The following is a 19,202-nucleotide window of genomic DNA, read 5'->3' on the forward strand; positions in this document are numbered from 1 at the left end:
CAGTAGAGAAGTCAGTTCATATCCACTAACGCAACCGCTTCAATTCCTGCCAGTTGGTGGTGTAGCGGGCGCTGCGGTGGGCGCAGCGCAGTTGCCAGGCGGCGTCGGGGCGTGCGACGCCCAGGCGCACGGTGCCGCGGCCCATCTTCTGATTCATGGCGTCCAAGGTCGCCATCAGCTGTTGGCTGCGTTCGCGCCTGGCGATGTCATCTTCGCTTTCCAGCAACGAGAGCTGCTCGCGTGGATGGTCGATGAGGTCGAGCAGCATCACGCCGGCTTTCATGAAGCGATATCCGCGCAGGTAGATGCGCTCCAGTGCCTGTTGTGCGGCGGCGAGTATCTCGCGGCTGTCATTGGTGGGGGCGGGCAGCTCGATGATGGTGCTGGGTGAGTATTGCGGCAGGTCGGGGCGGTGGCGATTGCTCTTGAGGAAGACCAGCACGGCGCGTGTCAGGCTGCCTTGATGGCGCAGCTTCTCGGCGCCGCGTTGGGCATGCTGGCGGATGGCGTCCCTGAGTTCATTCAAGTCACCGGTCATGCGCCCGAAGGAGCGCGAGGTCATGATGCGCTGGCGAGCGTCATCGGCATCATTCATCTCGAAGCAGGGCGTGCCTTGCAGTTCGCGCGCGGTGCGTTCCAGTACCACGGAATACCGCTGGCCGATGGCGCGCGGGTCGGCGCAGCGCAGGTCCCAGGCCGTGTGCAGGCCTTGCAGTGCCAGGCGTTCGACCAGTCGTCGGCCCACGCCCCAGACATCGCCCAGTGGCGTATCGGCCAGCAGGCGCTGGGTGCCGACTTCATCGGGTTCCAGCACGCAGACACCACCGAATTCCGGACGCTTCTTGGCAGCGCGATTGGCCAGCTTGGCCAGCGTTCGAGTTGGCGCGACCCCGACACATACGGGGATGCCGGTGAACTTGCGGACATTGCGGTGCAGGGTGCGGCTCAACGTCAGCATCGAGTTGCGATCAAAGCCATCGAAACGCACGAACATCTCATCGATGGAGTAGGGCTCGACCCCGGCACAATATTCCTCCAGCACCTCTCGCACACGCGCCGACATGTCGCCATACAGCTCGTAATTGGAGGAGAGCAGGTGGATGCGTCCCTCACGGACGAGTGACTGCAGCTGGAAGGCGGGGGTGCCCATCTCCACGCCCAGCGCCTTGAGTTCATTGGAGCGCGCGATCACGCAGCCGTCATTGTTGGACATCACGCCGACAGGGCGTCCTACCAGGCGCGGGTCGAACACTCGCTCGCAGCTGGCGTAGAAGTTGTTGCAGTCGACCAGTCCGATCATCGGCGTATTCATACCGCGTACTCGTGGATGACGGAACGCACCACCCCCCAGACCTGGCATTCGAGGTCGAAAATCGCGACCGGTGGATACAGAGCATTGCCGGAGCTCAGATAGGGGCGCTGACCGATCAGCTCATAACGCTTGACCACTACCTCGCCCTCGACCAGCGCCACCACGATGTGCCCGGGACGGGCATCGATGGAGCGGTCCACCACCAGGGTATCGCCCTCATAGATGCCGAAGCCTTCCATGCTGTCACCCGCCACCGTCATGAAGAAGGTCGCTGCCGGGCGCTTGATCAGCCGCTCGTTGAGGTCCAGCGTGCGCCCCGCGTAATCCTCCGCCGGTGAGGGAAAGCCGGAAATGCCAGCGCGCCCCGTGATGTGGGGGTGCGGCAGCGCACAGGGCTCCGGCGTTGGATGAGGGCGAGCCAGCGAGGCGTGGGACGGCTGAGCGGCAGATACGGTCATGGGTGGGGTCTCCTTTCGATACTGTATTCATGTACAGTATCGGCGCTGAGAAGCCCTCAGGCAACCGATAATCCCTGTGAGAGCTGCACATTCACGAGACGCAGCTCAGACGGGGTGTACCTGTGTTCAATGGTGGACGACAGGTAAAGCTGCTAGCGGATATCGCTCGGCGGTATCTCACGAAAAAGCCCGGCCTTCAGGAGGTCGGGCTTTTTGGGTCTTTCTCAATGCTTTTCTATCAACCCGCCGGGCTCAGGATGCGGATATCGCCATCGGCGATCCAGTCACCGGCGTTGTCGCGGAAGCGCTGCATATGTTCGGTCTCGCGGTGGGCCTGCAGGGCATCGTGGGATTCCCAGGCTTCCACCACGGTGATGGTGTCGGGGCGTGGGTCGTTGTCCTTGTCGGCGGCGCGTTCGGAATCCAGGCACGGGTGGTAGGCGTGGCAACCATCTTCCTCGCGCACGGTGGGCGCGACGGCGCAGAGTTCATTGAAGACATCCTGAACGTGGCCTTCCTTGGCGGTAACGGTGGCGATTACCCAGATCATCTTGGCTCCTTGTGACGGTACTGACCGCCGGTGTTGTCGGGATTCTCGTGATGAGATGTCCTGATTATGTGGAGCCGTTTCTGGCCACTGCAAGGGGGAGGTGGCTGACTGCCGGCATGACCCTGCCTGATGAGCACACGAAAGCGCCGGACAGCAGGGCTGTCCGGCGCAGTTGTTATCCGACGATGATTTGCGGATCAGAACGGGAAGGCGATCGATCAGGACGGGAAGGCGAACTGGGCGCCTTCACGCAGACCGGCGGAAGGCCAACGCTGGGTGATGGTCTTGCGGCGGGTGTAGAAGCGCACCGCGTCCGGGCCGTAGGCGGACAGATCGCCGAACAGCGAGCGCTTCCAGCCACCGAAGCTGTGATAGGCGACCGGTACCGGCAGCGGCACGTTGATGCCGACCATGCCGACCTGGATATGATCACTGAAGTAGCGGGCGGCTTCGCCATCACGGGTATAGATGCAGGTGCCGTTGCCGTATTCGTGATCATTGATCAGCTTCATGGCCTCATCCATCGAATCGGCGCGCACGACCAGCAGCACCGGGCCGAAGATCTCTTCCTGGTAGCAGGTCATCTCCGGGGTGACGCCATCGATCAGGGTGCCGCCGACGAAGAAGCCGTTCTCGCCGCCTTCCACCTGCGGATTGCGGCCATCGACCACGACAGTGGCACCTTGCTGCTCGGCGCTGTCAATGTAGCCGACCACCTTGTCACGATGGGCCGCGGTGATCAGCGGGCCGAAGTCATTGCCCTTGTCGCTGTAGACACCGACCTTGAGGCCTTCCATCTGCTGCTTCATCTGCGCGATCAGCTTGTCGGCGGCGTCATCGCCTACGGCCACCGCGACGGAGAGTGCCATGCAGCGCTCACCGGAGGAGCCGAAGGCGGCGCCATTCAATGAATTGGCGACGTATTCCATGTCGGCGTCCGGCATCACGATGGCGTGGTTCTTGGCACCACCGAGGGCCTGACAGCGCTTGCCGTTGGCCGCGGCGCGGCTGTAGATGTATTCGGCGATCGGGGTGGAGCCGACGAAGCTGACCGCCTGGATGCGCGGGTCATCCAGCAGCGTATCGACGGCTTCCTTGTCGCCATTGACGACATTCATGACGCCGGCCGGCAGCCCAGCCTCCATCAGCAGCTCAGCGATGAACAGCGTGGAGGTCGGATCGCGCTCGGAGGGCTTGAGGACGAAGGTGTTGCCGCAGGCGATCGCCATCGGGTACATCCACAGTGGCACCATGGCCGGGAAGTTGAACGGCGTGATGCCGGCAACCACGCCCAGCGGCTGGAATTCGCTCCAGGAATCGATGCCCGGGCCGGTATTGCGGCTGTGCTCGCCCTTGAGCAGTTCCGGGGCGCTGCAGGCATATTCGACATTCTCGATGCCGCGCTGCAATTCGCCCAGCGCATCGTGACAGATCTTGCCGTGCTCCTGACCGATCAGGCGGGCGATCTCGTCGGCGTGTTCTTCCAGCAGCTGCTTGAAGCGGAACATCACTCGGGCGCGCTTGATCGGCGGCGTGTTGCGCCATTCCGGGAAGGCGGCCTCGGCGGCCGCGATGGCTTCCTCGACCGTCGCCTTGCTGGCCAGGCGCACCTGACCGCCGACGTCACCGGTGGAGGGATTGAAGATGTCCTGGGTACGGCCTTCGCTGTGATCGATGTTGCCGTTGATGAGGTGTCCGAGCGTCTTCATTGGGTGGGCTCCATGGGATGACGTGCAGGAAAATTGGCAGTGAAGATAGGGTCGGCGCTCGCCGTGCCCCTCAGTGCTGGGCGGCGAAGGCATCGCCGAGGGCGTTGATCAGGCGGTCCAGCTCATCGTGTTCGGTGATGAACGGCAGACCCAGCTGGATGGTGTCGCCGCCGTAACGGACATAGAAACCGGCCTTCCAGCAGTGCATGGCAATCTCATACGGGCGCCGCGCCGGCTCGCCGGGATAGGCCTCGACCTGCAGGGCGCCGGCCAGGCCGTAGTTGCGGATGTCCGTGATGTAGCGGGTGCCCTTGAGCTCATGAAGCTTCTTCTCGAACACCGGGCTCAGTTCGCGGACGCGCGGGAGGAGCTGATCATTCTCGAGCACATCGAGAGATGCCAGCGCCGCGGCACACGCCACCGGGTGACCGGAATAGGTGTAGCCGTGGGGAATTTCCATCATGTAGTCGGGGCCGCCGTTGTCCATGAAGGTCTGGTAGATGTCGCCCTTGACGACCACGGCACCCATCGGCACCGCGCCATTGGTGATCTGCTTGGCGACGTTGAGGATGTCCGGCGTGACCCCGAATTCCTCGGCGCCGCTCATGGCGCCCATGCGCCCGAAGCCGGTGATGACCTCATCGAAGATCAACAGGATATCGTGCTGGTCGCATATCTCGCGCAGGCGCTTGAGATAGCCCACTGGCGGCGGCAGCACGCCGGCGGAGCCTGCCATCGGCTCGACGATGACGGCGGCGATGTTGGAGGCATCATGCAGCGCGATCAGCTCCAGCAGCTCATCGGCGCGCTCGGCACCGGTCTGGGGCATGCCGGGGGTGAAGACGTTCTCCTTGAGCAGGGTATGCGGCAGGTGATCAGCATCGACCCCCTGACCATAGAGCGAGCGGTTGGCGCCGATGCCACCGACACTGAAACCCCCGAAGTTGACGCCGTGATAACCCTTGCTGCGTCCGATCAGCTTGGTCTTGGTCGGCTTGCCTTTCTTGCGCCAGTAGGCACGCGCGATCTTCAGTGAGGTGTCGGCACTTTCGGAGCCGGAGCCGGTGAAGAAGACGTGATCCAGCCCCTCGGGCATCAGCGTCTTGATGCGATGCGCCAGCTCGAAGGCCTTGGGATGGCCGTACTGGAAGGCGGGTGCGTAATCCAGCTCGCGTAGCTGCGCGCTGACCGCCTCGGCGATTTCCGGACGACAATGGCCGGCACCACAGGTCCAGAGGCCTGACAGGCCATCGAAGATCTGACGGCCCTGTGAGTCCGTGAAGTAGGCTCCCTGCGCCTTGGTGATGATGCGCGGGTCCTGCTTGAACTGCCGATTGGCCGTGTAGGGCATCCAGTAGGCATCGAGCTGCTCCTGGCTCAAGCCTGCCTGGGCGGAAGGGGATGTGTCGAAGGCGGTCATGATGTCTCCCGAAGAGTGCTGTTGTTGTTAGATCTCGGCTCCTGTCTGGCTAGATTAGAAAGCCCTTTTGATAAGATAAATGCCGTTGTCTTTATCTTCAGGAAAGCATTTACTTAACTTTCCATGTCGTGGAACTCAGGAGGGCAGACCATGCGCAAGGACGGCATGAGGGGACAGCTTGGCGATGCCGATCTGCGCTTGCTGCGCATCTTTCGCAAGGTGGTGGAGTGCGGCGGTTTCTCGGCGGCCGAGATCGAGCTCAACATCAGTCGCTCCGCCATCAGCATGGCGATGAGTGACCTGGAGACGCGGCTTGGCCTCAAGCTCTGTCAGCGGGGGCGCAGTGGTTTCGCGCTCACCAATGAGGGAAGAGACGTGCATGAAGCCGCGATGCAGATGCTGGCGGCGGCAGAGGGCTTTCGCACGCGCATCAACGGACTGCACGCCTGGCTCAAGGGCGAGCTGAACATCGGCATCACCGACAATCTGGTCACCATGCCCGAGATGCACATCACGGATGCGCTGAGTGCGCTGAAGGGCCACGGCCCGGAAGTGATGATTAACATCCGCATGATTCCCCCCAACGAGATCGAGCGTGCCGTCTTGGATGGCCGCCTGCATACCGGGGTCATTCCGACACTCAAGACGCTGCCGGGGCTTGAGTATCGCTCGCTCTACGAGGAAACCTCCTGCCTTTACTGCGCGCGGGGCCATGTGCTGTTCCGTGAACCCCGCGCGGGCGACACCCTCGCGCGGGGGCGTCCGGTGGGCGAGGAAGAGATTCGCCAGCATGATGCGGTGCTGCCGGCCTACGCGCAGACGCCTGCGATCAAGGCGCTGCATGAGCCGCTCAAAGCCGCCGCCTCCGCGACTGACCGCGAGGGCATCGCCTTCCTGGTGCTTTCCGGGCGCTATCTCGGCTATCTGCCCACCCACTATGCCGAGCGCTGGGTGCGCGATGGCCAGATGCAGGCGCTCAGCCCGGTGGCCAATTCCTATGTCACCTATTACAGCGCCATCACGCGCAAGAGCCGCCCGCCCAATCTGGTGCTGGAGCGTTATCTGACCGAGCTGGATGCCCTGCGTCAGGCGAAACCGGCCCGAAAAGCGCAGTCAGTGAGGGAGAGCAAGCCATGAACAAGCCCAAGCGTGCCGGGGTCAGGGAAGTCGCCCAGCTGGCGGGGGTGTCGGTCGCGACGGTCTCGCGGGTGCTCAACAATCCGGAAAAGGTGGTGAAGAAGACGGCCGACAAGGTGCTAGCGGCGGCCGACGCTCTTGATTTTCTGCCCAACAATGCCGCGCGCGTGCTGTCTCAGCATCAGTCGCGCACCCTGGGAATCGTGATACCGACCTTCGAGAATCAGATCTACGCCAAGTTCATCGACGCATTGGAAGGCGCGCTGGCGCGGGCGCACTACAGTCTGCTGGTGACCACGACGCAAAAGGGACGGGTGTCGGAATTCGACAAGGTGCGCGAGCTGGTCAACATGGGGGTGGACGCCGTGATTCTGCCCGGTGGCAGTCATTCTCCCGAGACGCTGGATTATCTGACGCGTTTTTCGGTGCCGGTGGTCTTCAACAGCATCTATCTGCCGGACTCGCCGTTGATCACGGTGGGCTATGACAACTACGGTCTTGCCAGGGCGCTGGCGGAGTATCTGATGTCCCTGGGCCATCAACGTATCGTCATCCTCTCCGAGCCGCTGGCGCACAACGACCGTGCACGCCTGCGCTACGACGGCGCCGTTGCCGCACTGCGGACGCTTGAAAGTGCCAGCGCCGACCGCGAGCTGGATCAGTTCGTCGATGTCACCACCGCGGGGGCAAGTGTCGCGATAGGCGAGCTTCAGTGTGAGCTGGGGTGCGCGCTCGATGGCGAAGGGCAAGGCGGCCTGCGGGATGGCATCACCGCCGTGATGTGCCTCAATGATGTGCTGGCCAGTGGTGCCATGCTCGCATTGCAGCGGCGAGGAATCCGTGTGCCGCAACAGGTCTCGGTGGTGGGTTTCGATGACCTGGAAATGGCGGAGTTCCTCAATCCACCGCTGACGACCGTAGACTTGCCGGTGGAGGAGATGGGCGAGGTGATCGCCCAGTCGCTGATCCGCCATCTCGAGGACGACGCGCCCTTGACGTCACGCTTGCTGGACGCATCGCTGGTGATTCGCGGCAGTGCAGGCCTGGTACCCAGCTCGGACTGAGCACCTGCTCAAGGGGGCTGATTCACAGCGTCTTGTCGTCGACCCAGCCCGGGCCATAGATCGGCTGCAACCAGGCGCGGTGCAGGGGGTTGTCCAGCGACTCGGCCTGAAAGCGCACGTACTTCCAGTCACCGTCCAGCTCCAGCTCCCACTCTGATGCAGCGGTGGGGGCCGTGATCTCGATCAGCTGCGGCGCGTCTGGCTCGCTCGGGCCTGCGGAGTCCATGTCTCGCTGAACCATCGCCTTCCATTTCACCTTGCCAAGTGCGCTGACACGGAAGGTGTAGTGACCCTCCTGTTCAGACATTGCCAGTGGCGTATCGGCCAGCATCACCCCGGTGCTGGCATAGAAGCGGTTACGCTTCACGTTGCGCAGGATATCGGCTTCGGTGAGGGCGGCCTCGACCATGATGAAGCCGAGCGGGGCATAGTTCTCGTAGATGTACTGCTCACGATAGAACTCGTCATTGCCGGCAAAGCCGGCACAACGCACCCCCTCGCAGAGCAGATCATCCCAGCAGGGCTCTGCCATGTGTGGTGCGTAGGGTCTGGCCCCCATGTGTTCTTCCAGGATGGAAAGGCCGTTGTAGACCTCCATGCCCATGATGTTGAGCTCGGCAAGGCGTTCGCAGGGTGTGAGCAGCGTCTTCTTGATCTGTGCCCATTCGCCGCCTGGACGCGGTCGGGTGGTCTCGAAGAAGTTGGGATGCGCGCAGATCGACAGGCCGCCGACCTTGCCCATGCTCAGCACATGCAGATATTTCGAATGCTCGCCGGCGAAATAGCCGTCGAGATAGCCGCCATCGTCGATGGTGTCGTTCTGGATCTCGCGTCCCGGAATCACCACGAAGTCATCACGCTGCTCGCCACGTGAGAACAGCTCGATGTTGTTGAGGTAGGGGTGAACCGACGTGCACACGAAATCGAAGTGGAAGGGGGCGGCCTGTGAGCGCCGGATCACCTCGTCATGATCCTCGCCATGAATCCGGTCCATCGAAATGCTCTCATCGAGCGCTTCGCAGGTATGCACATGGATATTGCCCTTGAGCCAGCGCGTGCCGGGCTGACGCTCTGGCTCGCCCAGTGGGGCGTAGGGGTTGTGGACACGATGGGTGGCTGGCATGGCGGCGCTGCGGGAAGTCGGTACTGCTCGGGTCATGTGAGTCGTCCTTGTCATGACGGCGTGCCAGAGAGTCCTGCTGATCAGTCAGCGGGTGAAGAGATCACAAGCAAGCGGCAAGCCAGGCACCAGGGGGCGGTGAAATGGCTCGTGGCAACGACAAGCCCCGAGCCACTTCCTGTCTTTACGGTCCTGGTGATCTGGCCTCGCTCAGCTGGCCTTCGAGGCCAGTGCGATATCCGGCTTGGCGGTGTCCGCAAGAGCGCTTGCGGCGTGTGACTCAGCACCATCCCAGTAATAGGCCGCGACATCCTCGCTGGGGCCATGGCGGGTCAGCTTGCTGACCACCACCAGCACGATCAGCGACGTCATGAAGCCTGGGTAGGCGGGGTCGATGCCAGTCGACAGCAGGGGCCAGAGGGCGGTGACACTCAGGGCACTCGCCATGCTGCTGATGCAGCCCCTGGACGTCGCATGCTTCCAGAACATCACCGCGAAGAACGGGAAGATCAGCGTGGTGGCCGAGATGCGCAGCGCCCATTGGTAGGCCGAGATGATGTCGGTCATCAGGAAGGTGACGCCCAGACCCAGCACGCTGATGATGACGACGCTAAGACGCGCCGAGGCCATCTTCTGCTTCTCGTTGGCTTGCCGATTGATGAAGTTGCCGTAGAGGTCATGCGCCAGATTGGAGCTGCCCTGCAGGATGTAGGAATCCGCCGAGGTCATCAGGGCGGCCAGCAGGCCCACGATGACCAGCCCGCCGATGGCCGGATGCAGCAACTGCATGGTGACGTAGGAGAAGACGTGGTCAGCCGAGGTATCCAGTGGCACGAATTGACGCGCCAGTACGCCGATGCAGTAGGGCAGGAAGGAAATCAGCATCACGATGGAGAAGCCTGATACGCCGGCCTTGATGGCCACATCTTCACTTTCGGAGGCGAAGATGCGCTGCCAGGTGCACTGCCAGACGAGGTAGAACGGCGCCACCGTCAGCGCGAAGGTCACCACCTCCATCGTCTTGCCCTCGGGCAGCGGGGCGAGGAACTCGATCGGTGTATTGAGCAGGGCGTGTTCCAGGCCCCCGGCATGGCTCAGGGCAGTAAAGCCCAGCACCATGATGCCGGCGATCAACAGGATGCTCTGCAGAGCATCGGTGACGATGGCGGCTTCAAGTCCTCCCAGAATGGTGAAACCGAGAATCAGTGCAAACGACACGAAGATGGCGGTATTGAACTCTAGCCCCAGCACCACGGTGAGAATGGTGCTCATGCCGATGATCTGGATCGCGGTGGCAGGCACGGAGTAGACGAAGGCCGAGAAGAATGAGGGAAACAGACTGGCCTTGCGGCCGAAACGTCGCCCGAACAGGTCTGCCAGGGTATAGAGCTTCTTGCGCCGCAACGGGCGGCTGAAGAAGATGACCAGCATCAGGCTCGCGACGATGCCGGGCAGGGCGAACATGAAGTAGCCGGAAAGCCCCTTGGAAAAGCCCATGCCCATCCAGCCGATGAAGGCTGCCGCGCCACACCAGGTGCTGATGGTGGTGCCGGTGATCTTCCAGTAGCCCATGTTCCAGCCGGCAATCAGATAGCTGTCAGAGGTCTTCACCTTGCGGAAGTAGTAGTAGCCGATCGCGAACATGATCACGAAATAGCCAATGATATAGGAGTAGTACCAAGCCATTGTCGAGTCTCCGTTTATTGTTGATTGTTCTATGAAGGTCATGCATGGAGCAGGGCGTACGTGGCGTAGCAGGGACTGAAGCGACCCTCTGATTGTTGGGGATGATGCAGTGGGGCAGGTAGCGGACATGACCGGGGCAACCATGTCTTGTCTTCGAATGTAACCCGTTACATCGACTCAATCTAGCCGAGAAAAAGGCACTGTCAAAAACAAATTTCACCGGCGGACGAAAGTCTCATGCCGGCGCGCTGGCAAGAGTCTCTGGGGAGGGGAGCCATGCGAGAGGAGGTGTCTTCATGCCTCGGCGTGCAGAAAACAGGTGCCGTAGCTGGAGGAAACGACGACAACTCTGCCGCCATTCAGGCGATACGACTGCCAGAGGAATGAAGGGCTATACAGGTCGCGTCTCGCAACGCTGTCATGGCAGGCGATTTTTTCTTCGGCCTGCAGGGCATGGCAGGGCATGAACTCGGGGCGTGCTCAGTCAGGAAGGCGGGCGAGCTCAGTCAGGAATGTGGGCGAGCTCAGTCAGGAAGGCGGGTGAGCTCTATCAGGAAGGCGGGCAGAATCACCTAGTCATCTGAAAGACGCACTGTGTCTTGGCCAGCGTAAAGCCGCAGGCGGCATAGAACTTCCTGGCGATGTCGCGTGCCTCATGGGTACGAACTCGCAGGGTCAGCGCCTCGTCGGTTGCCCAGGTGATGGCCTGTCTGGCCAATGCCCGTCCTGCGCCTTGTCGCTGCGCCTCCCGGGCGACGGACAGGCCCAGTATCTCGATGAAATCCGCTGAAGCGACGCGAAAGACATGTTGGGCATGCAGCCAGCCAATCACTTTACCCGCTTGCTCAGCCACCCAGATGCGGTCATGGCGTGACGCCAACAGGTGCTGCAGTCGTTGCAGGATCAACGCATCATCGTCGTGGGGCAGATAGCCCAGTGCGGATGCAACGCGTGAAATTCCCAGGGCATCCTCGGGTGTGGCAAGGCGAATCTTCATGGATGTTGTCCAGTCCCCATGACGATGATGATGGATGTTCGAGGGGCTCATTCGTCAGAGAGGCTCATTCATCGTCGTAGTGAATGATCGACAGCAGCTGGATCGGCACCTCGTTCAATTTCTCGGGACCATGCGGCACTCCGGCATCGAAGGCCAGGCTGTCACCGGGCCCCATGTCATAGAACTTGTCTCCATGACGGTAGGTGAGGTTGCCGGAAAGCAGGTAGATGAATTCATGCCCGGCATGACAGAAGTTGGGGAAGACTTCGCTGGCATCATCCATGGTGATCAGGAAGGGTTCGTAGCGCTTCTTGGGGCCTTGTTTGTAGCTCAACAGTTGATAGGCATGGCCGACTTCCGTGCCGGTGCGTACCACCTGCATGCCTTGCCCGGCCTTGATGTGCTGGGCACCACGCCCATTGACATCGTAATCGCTGAACAGCTTCGAGATCGGCAGGCTCAAGGCATTGCACAGCTTGTTGAGGGTATCGAGGCTGGTGGACACCTGGGCGTTCTCCACCTTGCTGATCATGCCCTGACTGACACCGGCGATACGCGATACATCGGAAATCTTGTAGCCCTGCGAGACTCGCTGCTGCTTGAGCGCGCGCGCAATGTGCTGCTCAAGTCCCAGGCGCGTCTCGTCGGCTGCCGCGGTGATGGTCTCTTTCACCTCGGACTGCGCGGCAGGTTCTGCGGTCAGCGACGCGGTTTTCGTCTCAGTCGCTTTCGTGTCCGGCGCTGTCGGTTGAGGTGTGTCGGAGGAATGGGAGGATTCTCGCGGCATGGATAACTCCTGTGGCGGAGGTGGATGCGATAGGGATGAGCAGGCGGGACAAGAAACGCGTCCTTGTGGGAGTCATTGCGCGTCACCCGCGTGCGGATATCGGGTGAGATTATCAAGTTTACCGCCACCCCTCATCCACGTTGGTGGCCAGTCCTCGCGGCAAGCATGCCTCAGCCTGACTCCATGGCAGTGATGCAAGAGGCCTCCTCGACGCCATGCCGAGGAGGCCTCTCAGGTTTCACGCTATCCAGCATCGCGCGATTCGCGCTGTTGCCTCGGGGCTTTGGCTATTGCCTCGAGGTTGTGGCGTGCGATCAGCCGCGCGCCAGTCGCTTGGCCTTTTCCGGGTCATCGAAGGGCAGGGAATGACTGATGGCCGAGAGGCTGGTCTCGCCGTCAGTGCCGGTCTTGAGGGTCAGCGGGGTGCCATGCTCGGCATAGCCGGGTTCGAGACGTGCCAGCGCCATGGAGCGATCGCTCAGACGCGAGTACATGCCCTGGGTGATGACACCGACGCACTTGCCATCGGCGTAGATCTTGTCACCGATCTGGGCGACGTCTTTCGAGTCCAGCAGCACGCCGAAGACCTTGACGCGCTCCTTGCCCTGCAGCGCGAAGTGTTCGCTGGCGCCACGGAATTCGGTCTTGCCCGGTGAGACGGTGAAGTCCAGGCCCAGCTCCCATAGGGTGTCGCCCACCGGCTGGTCGGGATACGGGTAGGTTTCGGAATTGTCCGCCGGGTAGAACAGCAGGTGGCTCTCGACCCGCAGCCAGTCAAGGGTGCCGAAGCTGCACGGCTTGATGCCCATGTCGGCGCCATCTTCGAGAATCTGTTCCCACAGAGAGGGAGCGTCCTTGGCCTTGCAGAAGATCTCGTAGCCCCGCTCGCCGGTGTAGCCGGTGCGCGAGATCATCACGTGGTAGCCGAACAGCTGGGTCTGCAGATGGTGGAAGTAACGCAGCTCACGGATGCCCGGCACGTGACGCTCAAGGAAATCCACCGCGACCGGCCCCTGCAGTGACATGTCATGCATGTCGTCATCGAAGGTCAGGCTGACGGCACGCCCCAGGGCACTCTTGGCCAGCATTTCATTCGCGGTGCCCGTGCCGTGCACCACGAGGTAGGAGTTCGGTGCCAGGCAATAGACGATGCAGTCGTCGACGAACTTGCCGGCCTCATTCAAGACGCTGGCATACACCGATTTGCCCGGATACAGCTTGGACATGTCCCGCGTGGTGACGTAATCCAGCACGGCCTGGGCGTGAGGGCCATTGCAGTGGATCTTCTTGAGCCCCGAGACATCCATCAGACCGGCGCGGGTGCGAATGGTCTCGTGGTCATCGGCCGTGTCCGAGACGGCGTAATTCCAGGCGGTGCCCATGCCATTCCAGTCTTCAAGCTCCGCGCCCAGCTTGCGGTGTTGTTCGGCCAGTGCCGAGATGCGCCATGAATTCGCCATGCGTCCCTTTCTCCTGTGAGTCGTGCTGCCTAGCGTAGATGGGTAGTGCCGTAGTCCTGCTGATGTTGACGAAGATGGCGCGCAAGACGCGCATCCGCCGCAGGAAGTGTTGTTGTTCTTTCGCCTCTTCCGGCGCCTCTTCAGGCGCTTAACAAGGGCTTGTGCCTGTTGCTTGCCTTGCCTGATCGCACGAGGGTCGATTCTTGAAAGGAAAGAAACATTCCTCATGGTTAAGCAAGGGGCTTGCCAATTCCGTCAAAGGCCATGGCCACGGCAGCTCTTGAGCGAGTCAGGCGCCGCTTGGCAGCACGAATTCGGGCGTGAATATCAGCGCTTTGCGTCATGCTGGTGCGAAGAGGGAGCTCTGGGCACCGAAATGATGCCTATTTCGAGAAACGAGCAGGAATTTACTCAGGATCACCTGGCGTTTTCTATGGGGTAAAACGAGCTGGGAAAATAAATTCCCATGCAAAACAAGAGGTTGATGAAAAGTTCTGGGTGGCAACTGGCGAAATGGCATGCTGCATGCTTTTCTTTGGGGGAAATAAAGTTGACCAGCAGGAATCACAAAAACTCGTTTCATCCGCTATCTTGACGTGGCGAGTCACCACAAGGGGTCAGGTTTCCCGGGGTGGCAGACAGTGTCGAGGGAGATGGAACCCGGTCCGCTCTCAGAGGAAACCCAGATGTCACCCGAAAACGCGCAACAGTTCATCAAGGATCAAGACATTCGCTATCTGCTCGCGCAGTTCGTGGATATTCATGGCGCTGCCAAGACGAAGTCCGTGCCGGCCAATTGCCTGATGGATGTGGTCGAGAAGGGCGCGGGCTTTGCCGGCTTCGCCGTCAGTGGTCTCGGCATGTCGCCGGAGGGGCCGGACTTCATGGCGCGGGGTGATCTGAGCTCTCTGTCGCTGGTGCCGTGGCAACCGGGCTATGCGCGCATGGCCTGTGATGGCTACGTCAACGGCGAACCGTTCGCCAATGACAGTCGTGTGGTGCTGCTCAAGCAGCTGGAGCGCCTGAAGGAGAAGGGCTGGACGCTCAATACCGGGCTGGAGCCGGAATTCTCGCTGTTCCGCCGGGGGGAAGCGGGTGAGCTGTTGCCGGTGGACGAGAGCGATACCCTCGCCAAGCCCTGCTATGACTACAAGGGCCTGTCGCGTTCGCGTGAATTCCTCGAACGGCTGGTCGAATCGCTGCAGGCGGTGGACTTCGACGTCTATCAGATCGATCACGAGGACGCCAACGGCCAGTTCGAGATCAACTACACCTACAGCGATGCGCTGACCTCGGCAGACCGCTTCACCTTCGTGCGCATGGCCGCCGGCGAGATCGCCAATGACCTGGGCATGGTGTGCTCCTTCATGCCCAAGCCGCTGGCGGACCGCCCGGGCAATGGCATGCACTTCCACCTGTCCGTGTGTGATGACACCGGCCGCAACCTGTTCGGCGATGACTCCGACGCCCAGGGCATGGGCCTGTCACCGCTGGCGTACCACTTCCTCGGCGGACTGCTGGCGCATGCCCCGGCGCTGTGTGCCTTTGCCGCGCCGACCGTCAATTCCTACAAGCGTCTGGTCGGGGGTGGCAGCACCAGCGGCGCGACCTGGGCGCCAGTCTTCGTCGCCTACGGGGACAACAACCGCTCGGCCATGGTGCGTGTGCCCTACGGTCGCCTCGAGTTCCGCCTGCCGGACGCCGGCTGCAACCCCTATCTCGTGCACGCCGCCATCATCGCGGCGGGGCTGGATGGCGTGGCGCGCAAGCTGGACCCGGGCACGCCCCACAACATCAATCTCTACTCGCTGACCCCGAGCGAATGCGCCGAGAAGGGCATCGAGAAGCTGCCGCAGAATCTGGCCCTGGCCATCGATGCGCTCGAGGCGGACAGCATTCTGCGCGAGAGCCTGGGCGAGGGGATCTGCGCCGAGTTCATGCGCCTCAAGCGCGAGGAATGGCTGGATTACAACGCGCAGGTCAGTGCCTGGGAAGTCCAGCGCTACGCCGAATTCTTCTGATCTCATCCGGCGGCGCTCGCGGATCTCGCGGGTCATGTCAGACGAGGGTCGCCACTGTCACCACCACGCTCAAGACATCAGGCAGGAGACGTCTCCTGCCCGTGAGAGGACATCACCATGTGTGGAATCGTAGGGCTTTATCTCAAGAACCCGGCGCTGGAATCGCGCCTGGGGGAGCTGTTCGAGCCGATGTTGATCGCGATGACCGATCGCGGCCCGGACAGCGCCGGCTTCGCCATCTATGGCGATGAATTTGATGCTGGCATCAAGCTGACGCTGCAAAGCGATGGTGCCGATGAGGATTGGGAGGCGATCGCCAAGGGCCTGGGCGAGCAGGTCGGCACGGTGGCGGACTGGTTCAGCAATGCCAGTGTCGCGGTATTCAAGATCGCCGGGGAAGAGAGTGCCGTGCGCAGCTGGCTTGCCGACAGCGCCCCGCAGATTCGCGTGCTGAGCGTGGGGCAGAGCATCGAGATCCTCAAGGCGGTGGGCCTGCCGGCACATATCGCCAGCCTCTATGGCCTCAAGGGCATGCAGGGCAGCCACATCATCGGCCATACCCGCATGGCGACCGAAAGCGCCGTGACCCTGCAGGGCAGCCACCCGTTCTCCACCGGGCGTGATCTGTGCCTGGTCCACAATGGCTCGCTGTCCAACCACAACTGGCTGCGCACCAAGCTCAAGCGTGAGGGCATTAGCTTCGAGACCGACAACGATTCCGAAGTCGCCGCCGGCTACCTGACCTGGCGTCTGGAGCAGGGCGACAGCCTGGAAGCCGCGATCACCGGCGCCCTGAAGGACCTCGATGGCTTTTTCACCTTCACCATCGGCACGCGTGATGGCTTCGCCGTGGTGCGTGATCCGATCGCCTGCAAGCCTGCCGTGATCGCCGAGACCGATGACTACGTGGCCATGGCCTCGGAATACCGTGCCCTGGCCAGTCTGCCGGGCATCAAGGATGCCCGCGTGTGGGAGCCGGAACCCGGCCGCCTGTATCTGTGGGAAAAAGACACCGCCCGTTCGGAGGCCGCGTAATGATGAAGACACACGATCTGGCCGTTGAAGGGCTGCGCGAATTGAACCAGGCCCTGCACGATGCCGACACCCTGAAGGATGCGCGCGAGTGGCGAGTGGTCAACTCCGACGGCGCCCACAACATCGCCTGCGGTATCAATGATGACATCAGTGTCGATATCGATGGCCACGCGGGCTACTACTGCGCGGGCATGAATCAGAAGGCCAGCATTACCATTCACGGCAATACCGGGGTGGGGGTGGCGGAAAACATGATGTCCGGCTGCGTGCGGGTCAAGGGTGATGCTTCCCAGTCCGCGGGCGCGACCGCCCACGGCGGCCTGCTGATCATCGAAGGCAACGCCTCGGCGCGCTGTGGTATCTCGATGAAGGGCGTGGATATCGTCGTCAAGGGCAACATCGGGGCCATGAGTGCCTTCATGGGCCAGGCGGGACGCATGGTGGTCTGCGGCGACGCCGGTGAAGGCCTCGGCGATTCGCTCTATGAAGCGCGACTCTACGTGAAGGGCACGGTCGCATCGCTGGGCGCGGACTGCATCGCCAAGGACATGCGTGCCGAGCACCTGGAAGAACTGGCGGAGTTGCTGGCGAGTGCCGGAATCGATGAAGACCCGGCCAGCTTCACGCGTTATGGATCTGCGCGTCAGCTTTATCACTTCAAGGTCGACAACGCCTCAGCCTACTGATCAGGATGCCCAACATGACCGACGAGACTCAAACACAGCCCTACAACCCGGCACTGCGGGAATCCGCCACTTTCGGCCGCGATGTCATCCATGAGATCCAGCGGGCGGCAGAGACGGGTATCTACGATATCCGTGGCTGGGGCGCCAAGCGCAAGGTGCCGCATTTCGACGACCTGCTGTTCCTCGGCGCCAGCATGTCGCGCTATCCGCTGGAGGGCTATCGCGAGAAGTGCGAAACCGAAGTCGTGCTCGGCACGCGCCATGCCAGGAAGCCGGTGGTGATCAGCACGCCGGTCACCATCGCCGGCATGAGCTTCGGGGCCCTGTCCGCCCAGGCCAAGGAAGCGCTGGGGCGTGGTGCCTCGGAAATCGGTACCTCCACCACCACCGGCGATGGCGGCATGACCCCGGAAGAGCGCGGCCAGTCCTCGCGCCTTGTCTATCAGTATCTGCCGTCGCGCTACGGCATGAACCCGGATGACCTGCGCAAGGCCGATGCCATCGAAGTCGTGCTCGGCCAGGGCGCCAAGCCCGGCGGTGGCGGCATGCTACTGGGCCAGAAGATTTCCGAGCGGGTCGCGGGCATGCGCACGCTGCCGCAGGGTATCGATCAGCGCAGCGCCTGCCGTCACCCGGACTGGACCGGCCCGGATGACCTGGCGATCAAGATTGCCGAGCTGCGCGAGATCACCGACTGGCAGGTGCCGATCTACGTCAAGATCGGCGCGACCCGCACCTACTACGACGTCAAGCTGGCGGTGAAGGCGGGCGCGGATGTCATCGTGCTGGATGGCATGCAGGGCGGCACCGCCGCCACTCAGGATGTCTTCATCGAGCACGTCGGTATCCCGACCATGGCCGCCATCCCCCAGGCTACTCAGGCACTGCAGGAGATGGGCCTGCACCGTGAGGTGCAGCTGATCGTCTCCGGCGGGATTCGCAACGGCGCCGATGTGGCCAAGGCTATCGCACTGGGTGCTGATGCCGTGGCCATCGGTACCGCCGCCTTGATCGCGCTGGGCGACAACCATCCGCGTTACGCCGAGGAGTATCAGAAGCTGGGGTCCGCCGCCGGTTTCTATGACGACTTCCAGGATGGCAAGTGCCCGGCCGGTATCTCCACCCAGGACCCGGAGCTGAGCCAGCGACTGGACCCGGTCGCAGCCGGCAAGCGTCTTGCCAACTACCTGCGCGTGCTGACGCTTGAAGCCCAGACCCTGGCACGTGCCTGTGGCAAGTCACACCTGCATCATCTGGAACCGGAAGACCTGGTCGCCCTGAATGTGGAAGCGGCCGCCATGGCACGTGTTCCGTTGGCGGGCACCAACTGGGTGCCGGGACAGGGCGGTTACTGATAGCTCGATCTTCATTGTGCATGAGCGTGATTGGGCATCGCTGGCATTGCGCATGATTGTGATGGCAAAGGTGCAAAGATTTTTGTCAAGGAGGTCGCCGGAATCCTGCCCGGGAAATCTGTTGCAATGTCTGTTGCAATGTCTGTTGCAATGACAAGGGGTATTCTCCGGTTGATGTGGAGAGATATGACGTAACGCCATCGAGTCATCAAAGCGCCTCACCCTTCGGTGAGGCGCTTTCTTTGGTGGTGAGTACAATCAAGGAAAAAGGCCAATGTCATGCAAGCGAAAGTGCATCAGAATGCTGACGGTTGAGAAGCACGTAGTGTCGTGTAGATCGTGAGATCGTGATTCTCCCAGGATAAAATTTTCCCATTCTTTCAGCATCTTGAAGATATTCAATGA

16 protein-coding genes are annotated in these 19,202 nt (G+C 61.8%); 6 read left to right on the forward strand and 10 right to left on the reverse strand.

Annotated features, from left to right (window positions below; translation table 11 throughout):
* Positions 1–25 precede the first annotated feature (25 nt).
* From F8A90_RS07470 to F8A90_RS07490, 5 genes are all read right to left on the reverse strand, one after another.
* Positions 26–1,300 (reverse strand): Y-family DNA polymerase, encoded by a 1,275-nt coding sequence (locus F8A90_RS07470; protein WP_200019930.1) that lies wholly within the window; start codon positions 1,298–1,300, stop codon positions 26–28.
* A gap of 8 nt (positions 1,301–1,308) precedes the next feature.
* Positions 1,309–1,770, reverse strand: a complete 462-nt coding sequence (locus F8A90_RS07475; protein ID WP_200019591.1) for a LexA family protein — start codon at positions 1,768–1,770, stop codon at positions 1,309–1,311.
* Between the two features lie 238 nt (positions 1,771–2,008).
* Positions 2,009–2,320: a putative quinol monooxygenase gene (locus F8A90_RS07480; protein ID WP_043332154.1), complete on the reverse strand. Its 312-nt coding sequence runs from the start codon at positions 2,318–2,320 to the stop codon at positions 2,009–2,011.
* Positions 2,321–2,538: 218 nt separating this feature from the next.
* Entirely contained in the window at positions 2,539–4,029 is a 1,491-nt protein-coding gene (locus tag F8A90_RS07485; protein ID WP_200019592.1) for a CoA-acylating methylmalonate-semialdehyde dehydrogenase, read from the reverse strand.
* 70 nt (positions 4,030–4,099) lie between these two features.
* Positions 4,100–5,449 (reverse strand): aspartate aminotransferase family protein, encoded by a 1,350-nt coding sequence (locus F8A90_RS07490; protein ID WP_200019593.1) that lies wholly within the window; start codon positions 5,447–5,449, stop codon positions 4,100–4,102.
* A gap of 150 nt (positions 5,450–5,599) precedes the next feature.
* Between F8A90_RS07490 and F8A90_RS07495 the strand changes: the two genes are divergently transcribed.
* Together F8A90_RS07495 and F8A90_RS07500 are read left to right on the forward strand one after the other, a co-directional pair.
* A complete protein-coding gene (locus F8A90_RS07495) occupies positions 5,600–6,586 on the forward strand; it encodes a LysR family transcriptional regulator (RefSeq protein WP_200019594.1) in 987 nt (328 codons plus the stop codon).
* A complete protein-coding gene (locus tag F8A90_RS07500; protein WP_200019595.1) occupies positions 6,583–7,650 on the forward strand; it encodes a LacI family DNA-binding transcriptional regulator in 1,068 nt (355 codons plus the stop codon). The genes F8A90_RS07495 and F8A90_RS07500 overlap by 4 nt, the downstream gene beginning before the upstream one ends.
* Before the next feature lie 22 nt (positions 7,651–7,672).
* Here the strand turns inward: F8A90_RS07500 and F8A90_RS07505 are convergent, their stop codons facing one another.
* The 5 genes from F8A90_RS07505 to F8A90_RS07525 form a co-directional block, all read right to left on the reverse strand.
* Entirely contained in the window at positions 7,673–8,809 is a 1,137-nt protein-coding gene (locus F8A90_RS07505) for a hypothetical protein (RefSeq protein ID WP_200019596.1), read from the reverse strand.
* Positions 8,810–8,980: 171 nt separating this feature from the next.
* Positions 8,981–10,456 carry a sodium:solute symporter family protein gene (locus F8A90_RS07510; protein WP_200019597.1) on the reverse strand — a complete coding sequence of 492 codons (1,476 nt, stop codon included), beginning with the start codon at positions 10,454–10,456 and terminating at the stop codon, positions 8,981–8,983.
* A 568-nt stretch (positions 10,457–11,024) separates the two neighbouring features.
* On the reverse strand, positions 11,025–11,453 hold the full coding sequence (locus F8A90_RS07515) for a GNAT family N-acetyltransferase (RefSeq protein ID WP_200019598.1): 429 nt from the start codon (positions 11,451–11,453) through the stop codon (positions 11,025–11,027).
* A gap of 64 nt (positions 11,454–11,517) precedes the next feature.
* The gene (locus F8A90_RS07520; protein ID WP_200019599.1) at positions 11,518–12,240 is read right to left on the reverse strand and encodes a helix-turn-helix domain-containing protein; all 723 of its coding nucleotides are present in this window, start codon (positions 12,238–12,240) and stop codon (positions 11,518–11,520) included.
* A gap of 314 nt (positions 12,241–12,554) precedes the next feature.
* Positions 12,555–13,700 (reverse strand): aminomethyltransferase family protein, encoded by a 1,146-nt coding sequence (locus F8A90_RS07525; RefSeq protein WP_200019600.1) that lies wholly within the window; start codon positions 13,698–13,700, stop codon positions 12,555–12,557.
* 686 nt (positions 13,701–14,386) lie between these two features.
* Between F8A90_RS07525 and glnT the strand changes: the two genes are divergently transcribed.
* The 4 genes from glnT to F8A90_RS07545 all read left to right on the forward strand — a co-directional run bounded on the left by glnT (position 14,387) and on the right by F8A90_RS07545 (position 18,797).
* The gene (gene glnT / locus F8A90_RS07530) at positions 14,387–15,721 is read left to right on the forward strand and encodes a type III glutamate--ammonia ligase (RefSeq protein ID WP_200019601.1); all 1,335 of its coding nucleotides are present in this window, start codon (positions 14,387–14,389) and stop codon (positions 15,719–15,721) included.
* A gap of 117 nt (positions 15,722–15,838) precedes the next feature.
* Entirely contained in the window at positions 15,839–16,756 is a 918-nt protein-coding gene (locus tag F8A90_RS07535) for a class II glutamine amidotransferase (RefSeq protein ID WP_054555958.1), read from the forward strand.
* The gene (locus F8A90_RS07540; RefSeq protein WP_233593589.1) at positions 16,756–17,442 is read left to right on the forward strand and encodes a protein glxC; all 687 of its coding nucleotides are present in this window, start codon (positions 16,756–16,758) and stop codon (positions 17,440–17,442) included. The genes F8A90_RS07535 and F8A90_RS07540 overlap by 1 nt, the downstream gene beginning before the upstream one ends.
* A gap of 14 nt (positions 17,443–17,456) precedes the next feature.
* Complete coding sequence (locus F8A90_RS07545) at positions 17,457–18,797, forward strand: FMN-binding glutamate synthase family protein (RefSeq protein ID WP_200019602.1); 1,341 nt, start codon at positions 17,457–17,459, stop codon at positions 18,795–18,797.
* The last annotated feature ends 405 nt before the right edge of the window (positions 18,798–19,202 follow it).

It is taken from the genome of Cobetia sp. cqz5-12, assembly GCF_016495405.1.
Taxonomy (GTDB): domain Bacteria; phylum Pseudomonadota; class Gammaproteobacteria; order Pseudomonadales; family Halomonadaceae; genus Cobetia.

Coding starts and splice junctions, on each gene's coding strand:
- F8A90_RS07470 (WP_200019930.1), bottom strand. CDS start 1,300: ATGATCGGACTGGTCGACTGCAACAACTTCTACGCCAGCTGCGAGCGA.
- F8A90_RS07475 (WP_200019591.1), bottom strand. CDS start 1,770: ATGACCGTATCTGCCGCTCAGCCGTCCCACGCCTCGCTGGCTCGCCCT.
- F8A90_RS07480 (WP_043332154.1), bottom strand. CDS start 2,320: ATGATCTGGGTAATCGCCACCGTTACCGCCAAGGAAGGCCACGTTCAG.
- F8A90_RS07485 (WP_200019592.1), bottom strand. CDS start 4,029: ATGAAGACGCTCGGACACCTCATCAACGGCAACATCGATCACAGCGAA.
- F8A90_RS07490 (WP_200019593.1), bottom strand. CDS start 5,449: ATGACCGCCTTCGACACATCCCCTTCCGCCCAGGCAGGCTTGAGCCAG.
- F8A90_RS07495 (WP_200019594.1), top strand. CDS start 5,600: ATGCGCAAGGACGGCATGAGGGGACAGCTTGGCGATGCCGATCTGCGC.
- F8A90_RS07500 (WP_200019595.1), top strand. CDS start 6,583: ATGAACAAGCCCAAGCGTGCCGGGGTCAGGGAAGTCGCCCAGCTGGCG.
- F8A90_RS07505 (WP_200019596.1), bottom strand. CDS start 8,809: ATGACCCGAGCAGTACCGACTTCCCGCAGCGCCGCCATGCCAGCCACC.
- F8A90_RS07510 (WP_200019597.1), bottom strand. CDS start 10,456: ATGGCTTGGTACTACTCCTATATCATTGGCTATTTCGTGATCATGTTC.
- F8A90_RS07515 (WP_200019598.1), bottom strand. CDS start 11,453: ATGAAGATTCGCCTTGCCACACCCGAGGATGCCCTGGGAATTTCACGC.
- F8A90_RS07520 (WP_200019599.1), bottom strand. CDS start 12,240: ATGCCGCGAGAATCCTCCCATTCCTCCGACACACCTCAACCGACAGCG.
- F8A90_RS07525 (WP_200019600.1), bottom strand. CDS start 13,700: ATGGCGAATTCATGGCGCATCTCGGCACTGGCCGAACAACACCGCAAG.
- glnT (WP_200019601.1), top strand. CDS start 14,387: ATGTCACCCGAAAACGCGCAACAGTTCATCAAGGATCAAGACATTCGC.
- F8A90_RS07535 (WP_054555958.1), top strand. CDS start 15,839: ATGTGTGGAATCGTAGGGCTTTATCTCAAGAACCCGGCGCTGGAATCG.
- F8A90_RS07540 (WP_233593589.1), top strand. CDS start 16,756: ATGATGAAGACACACGATCTGGCCGTTGAAGGGCTGCGCGAATTGAAC.
- F8A90_RS07545 (WP_200019602.1), top strand. CDS start 17,457: ATGACCGACGAGACTCAAACACAGCCCTACAACCCGGCACTGCGGGAA.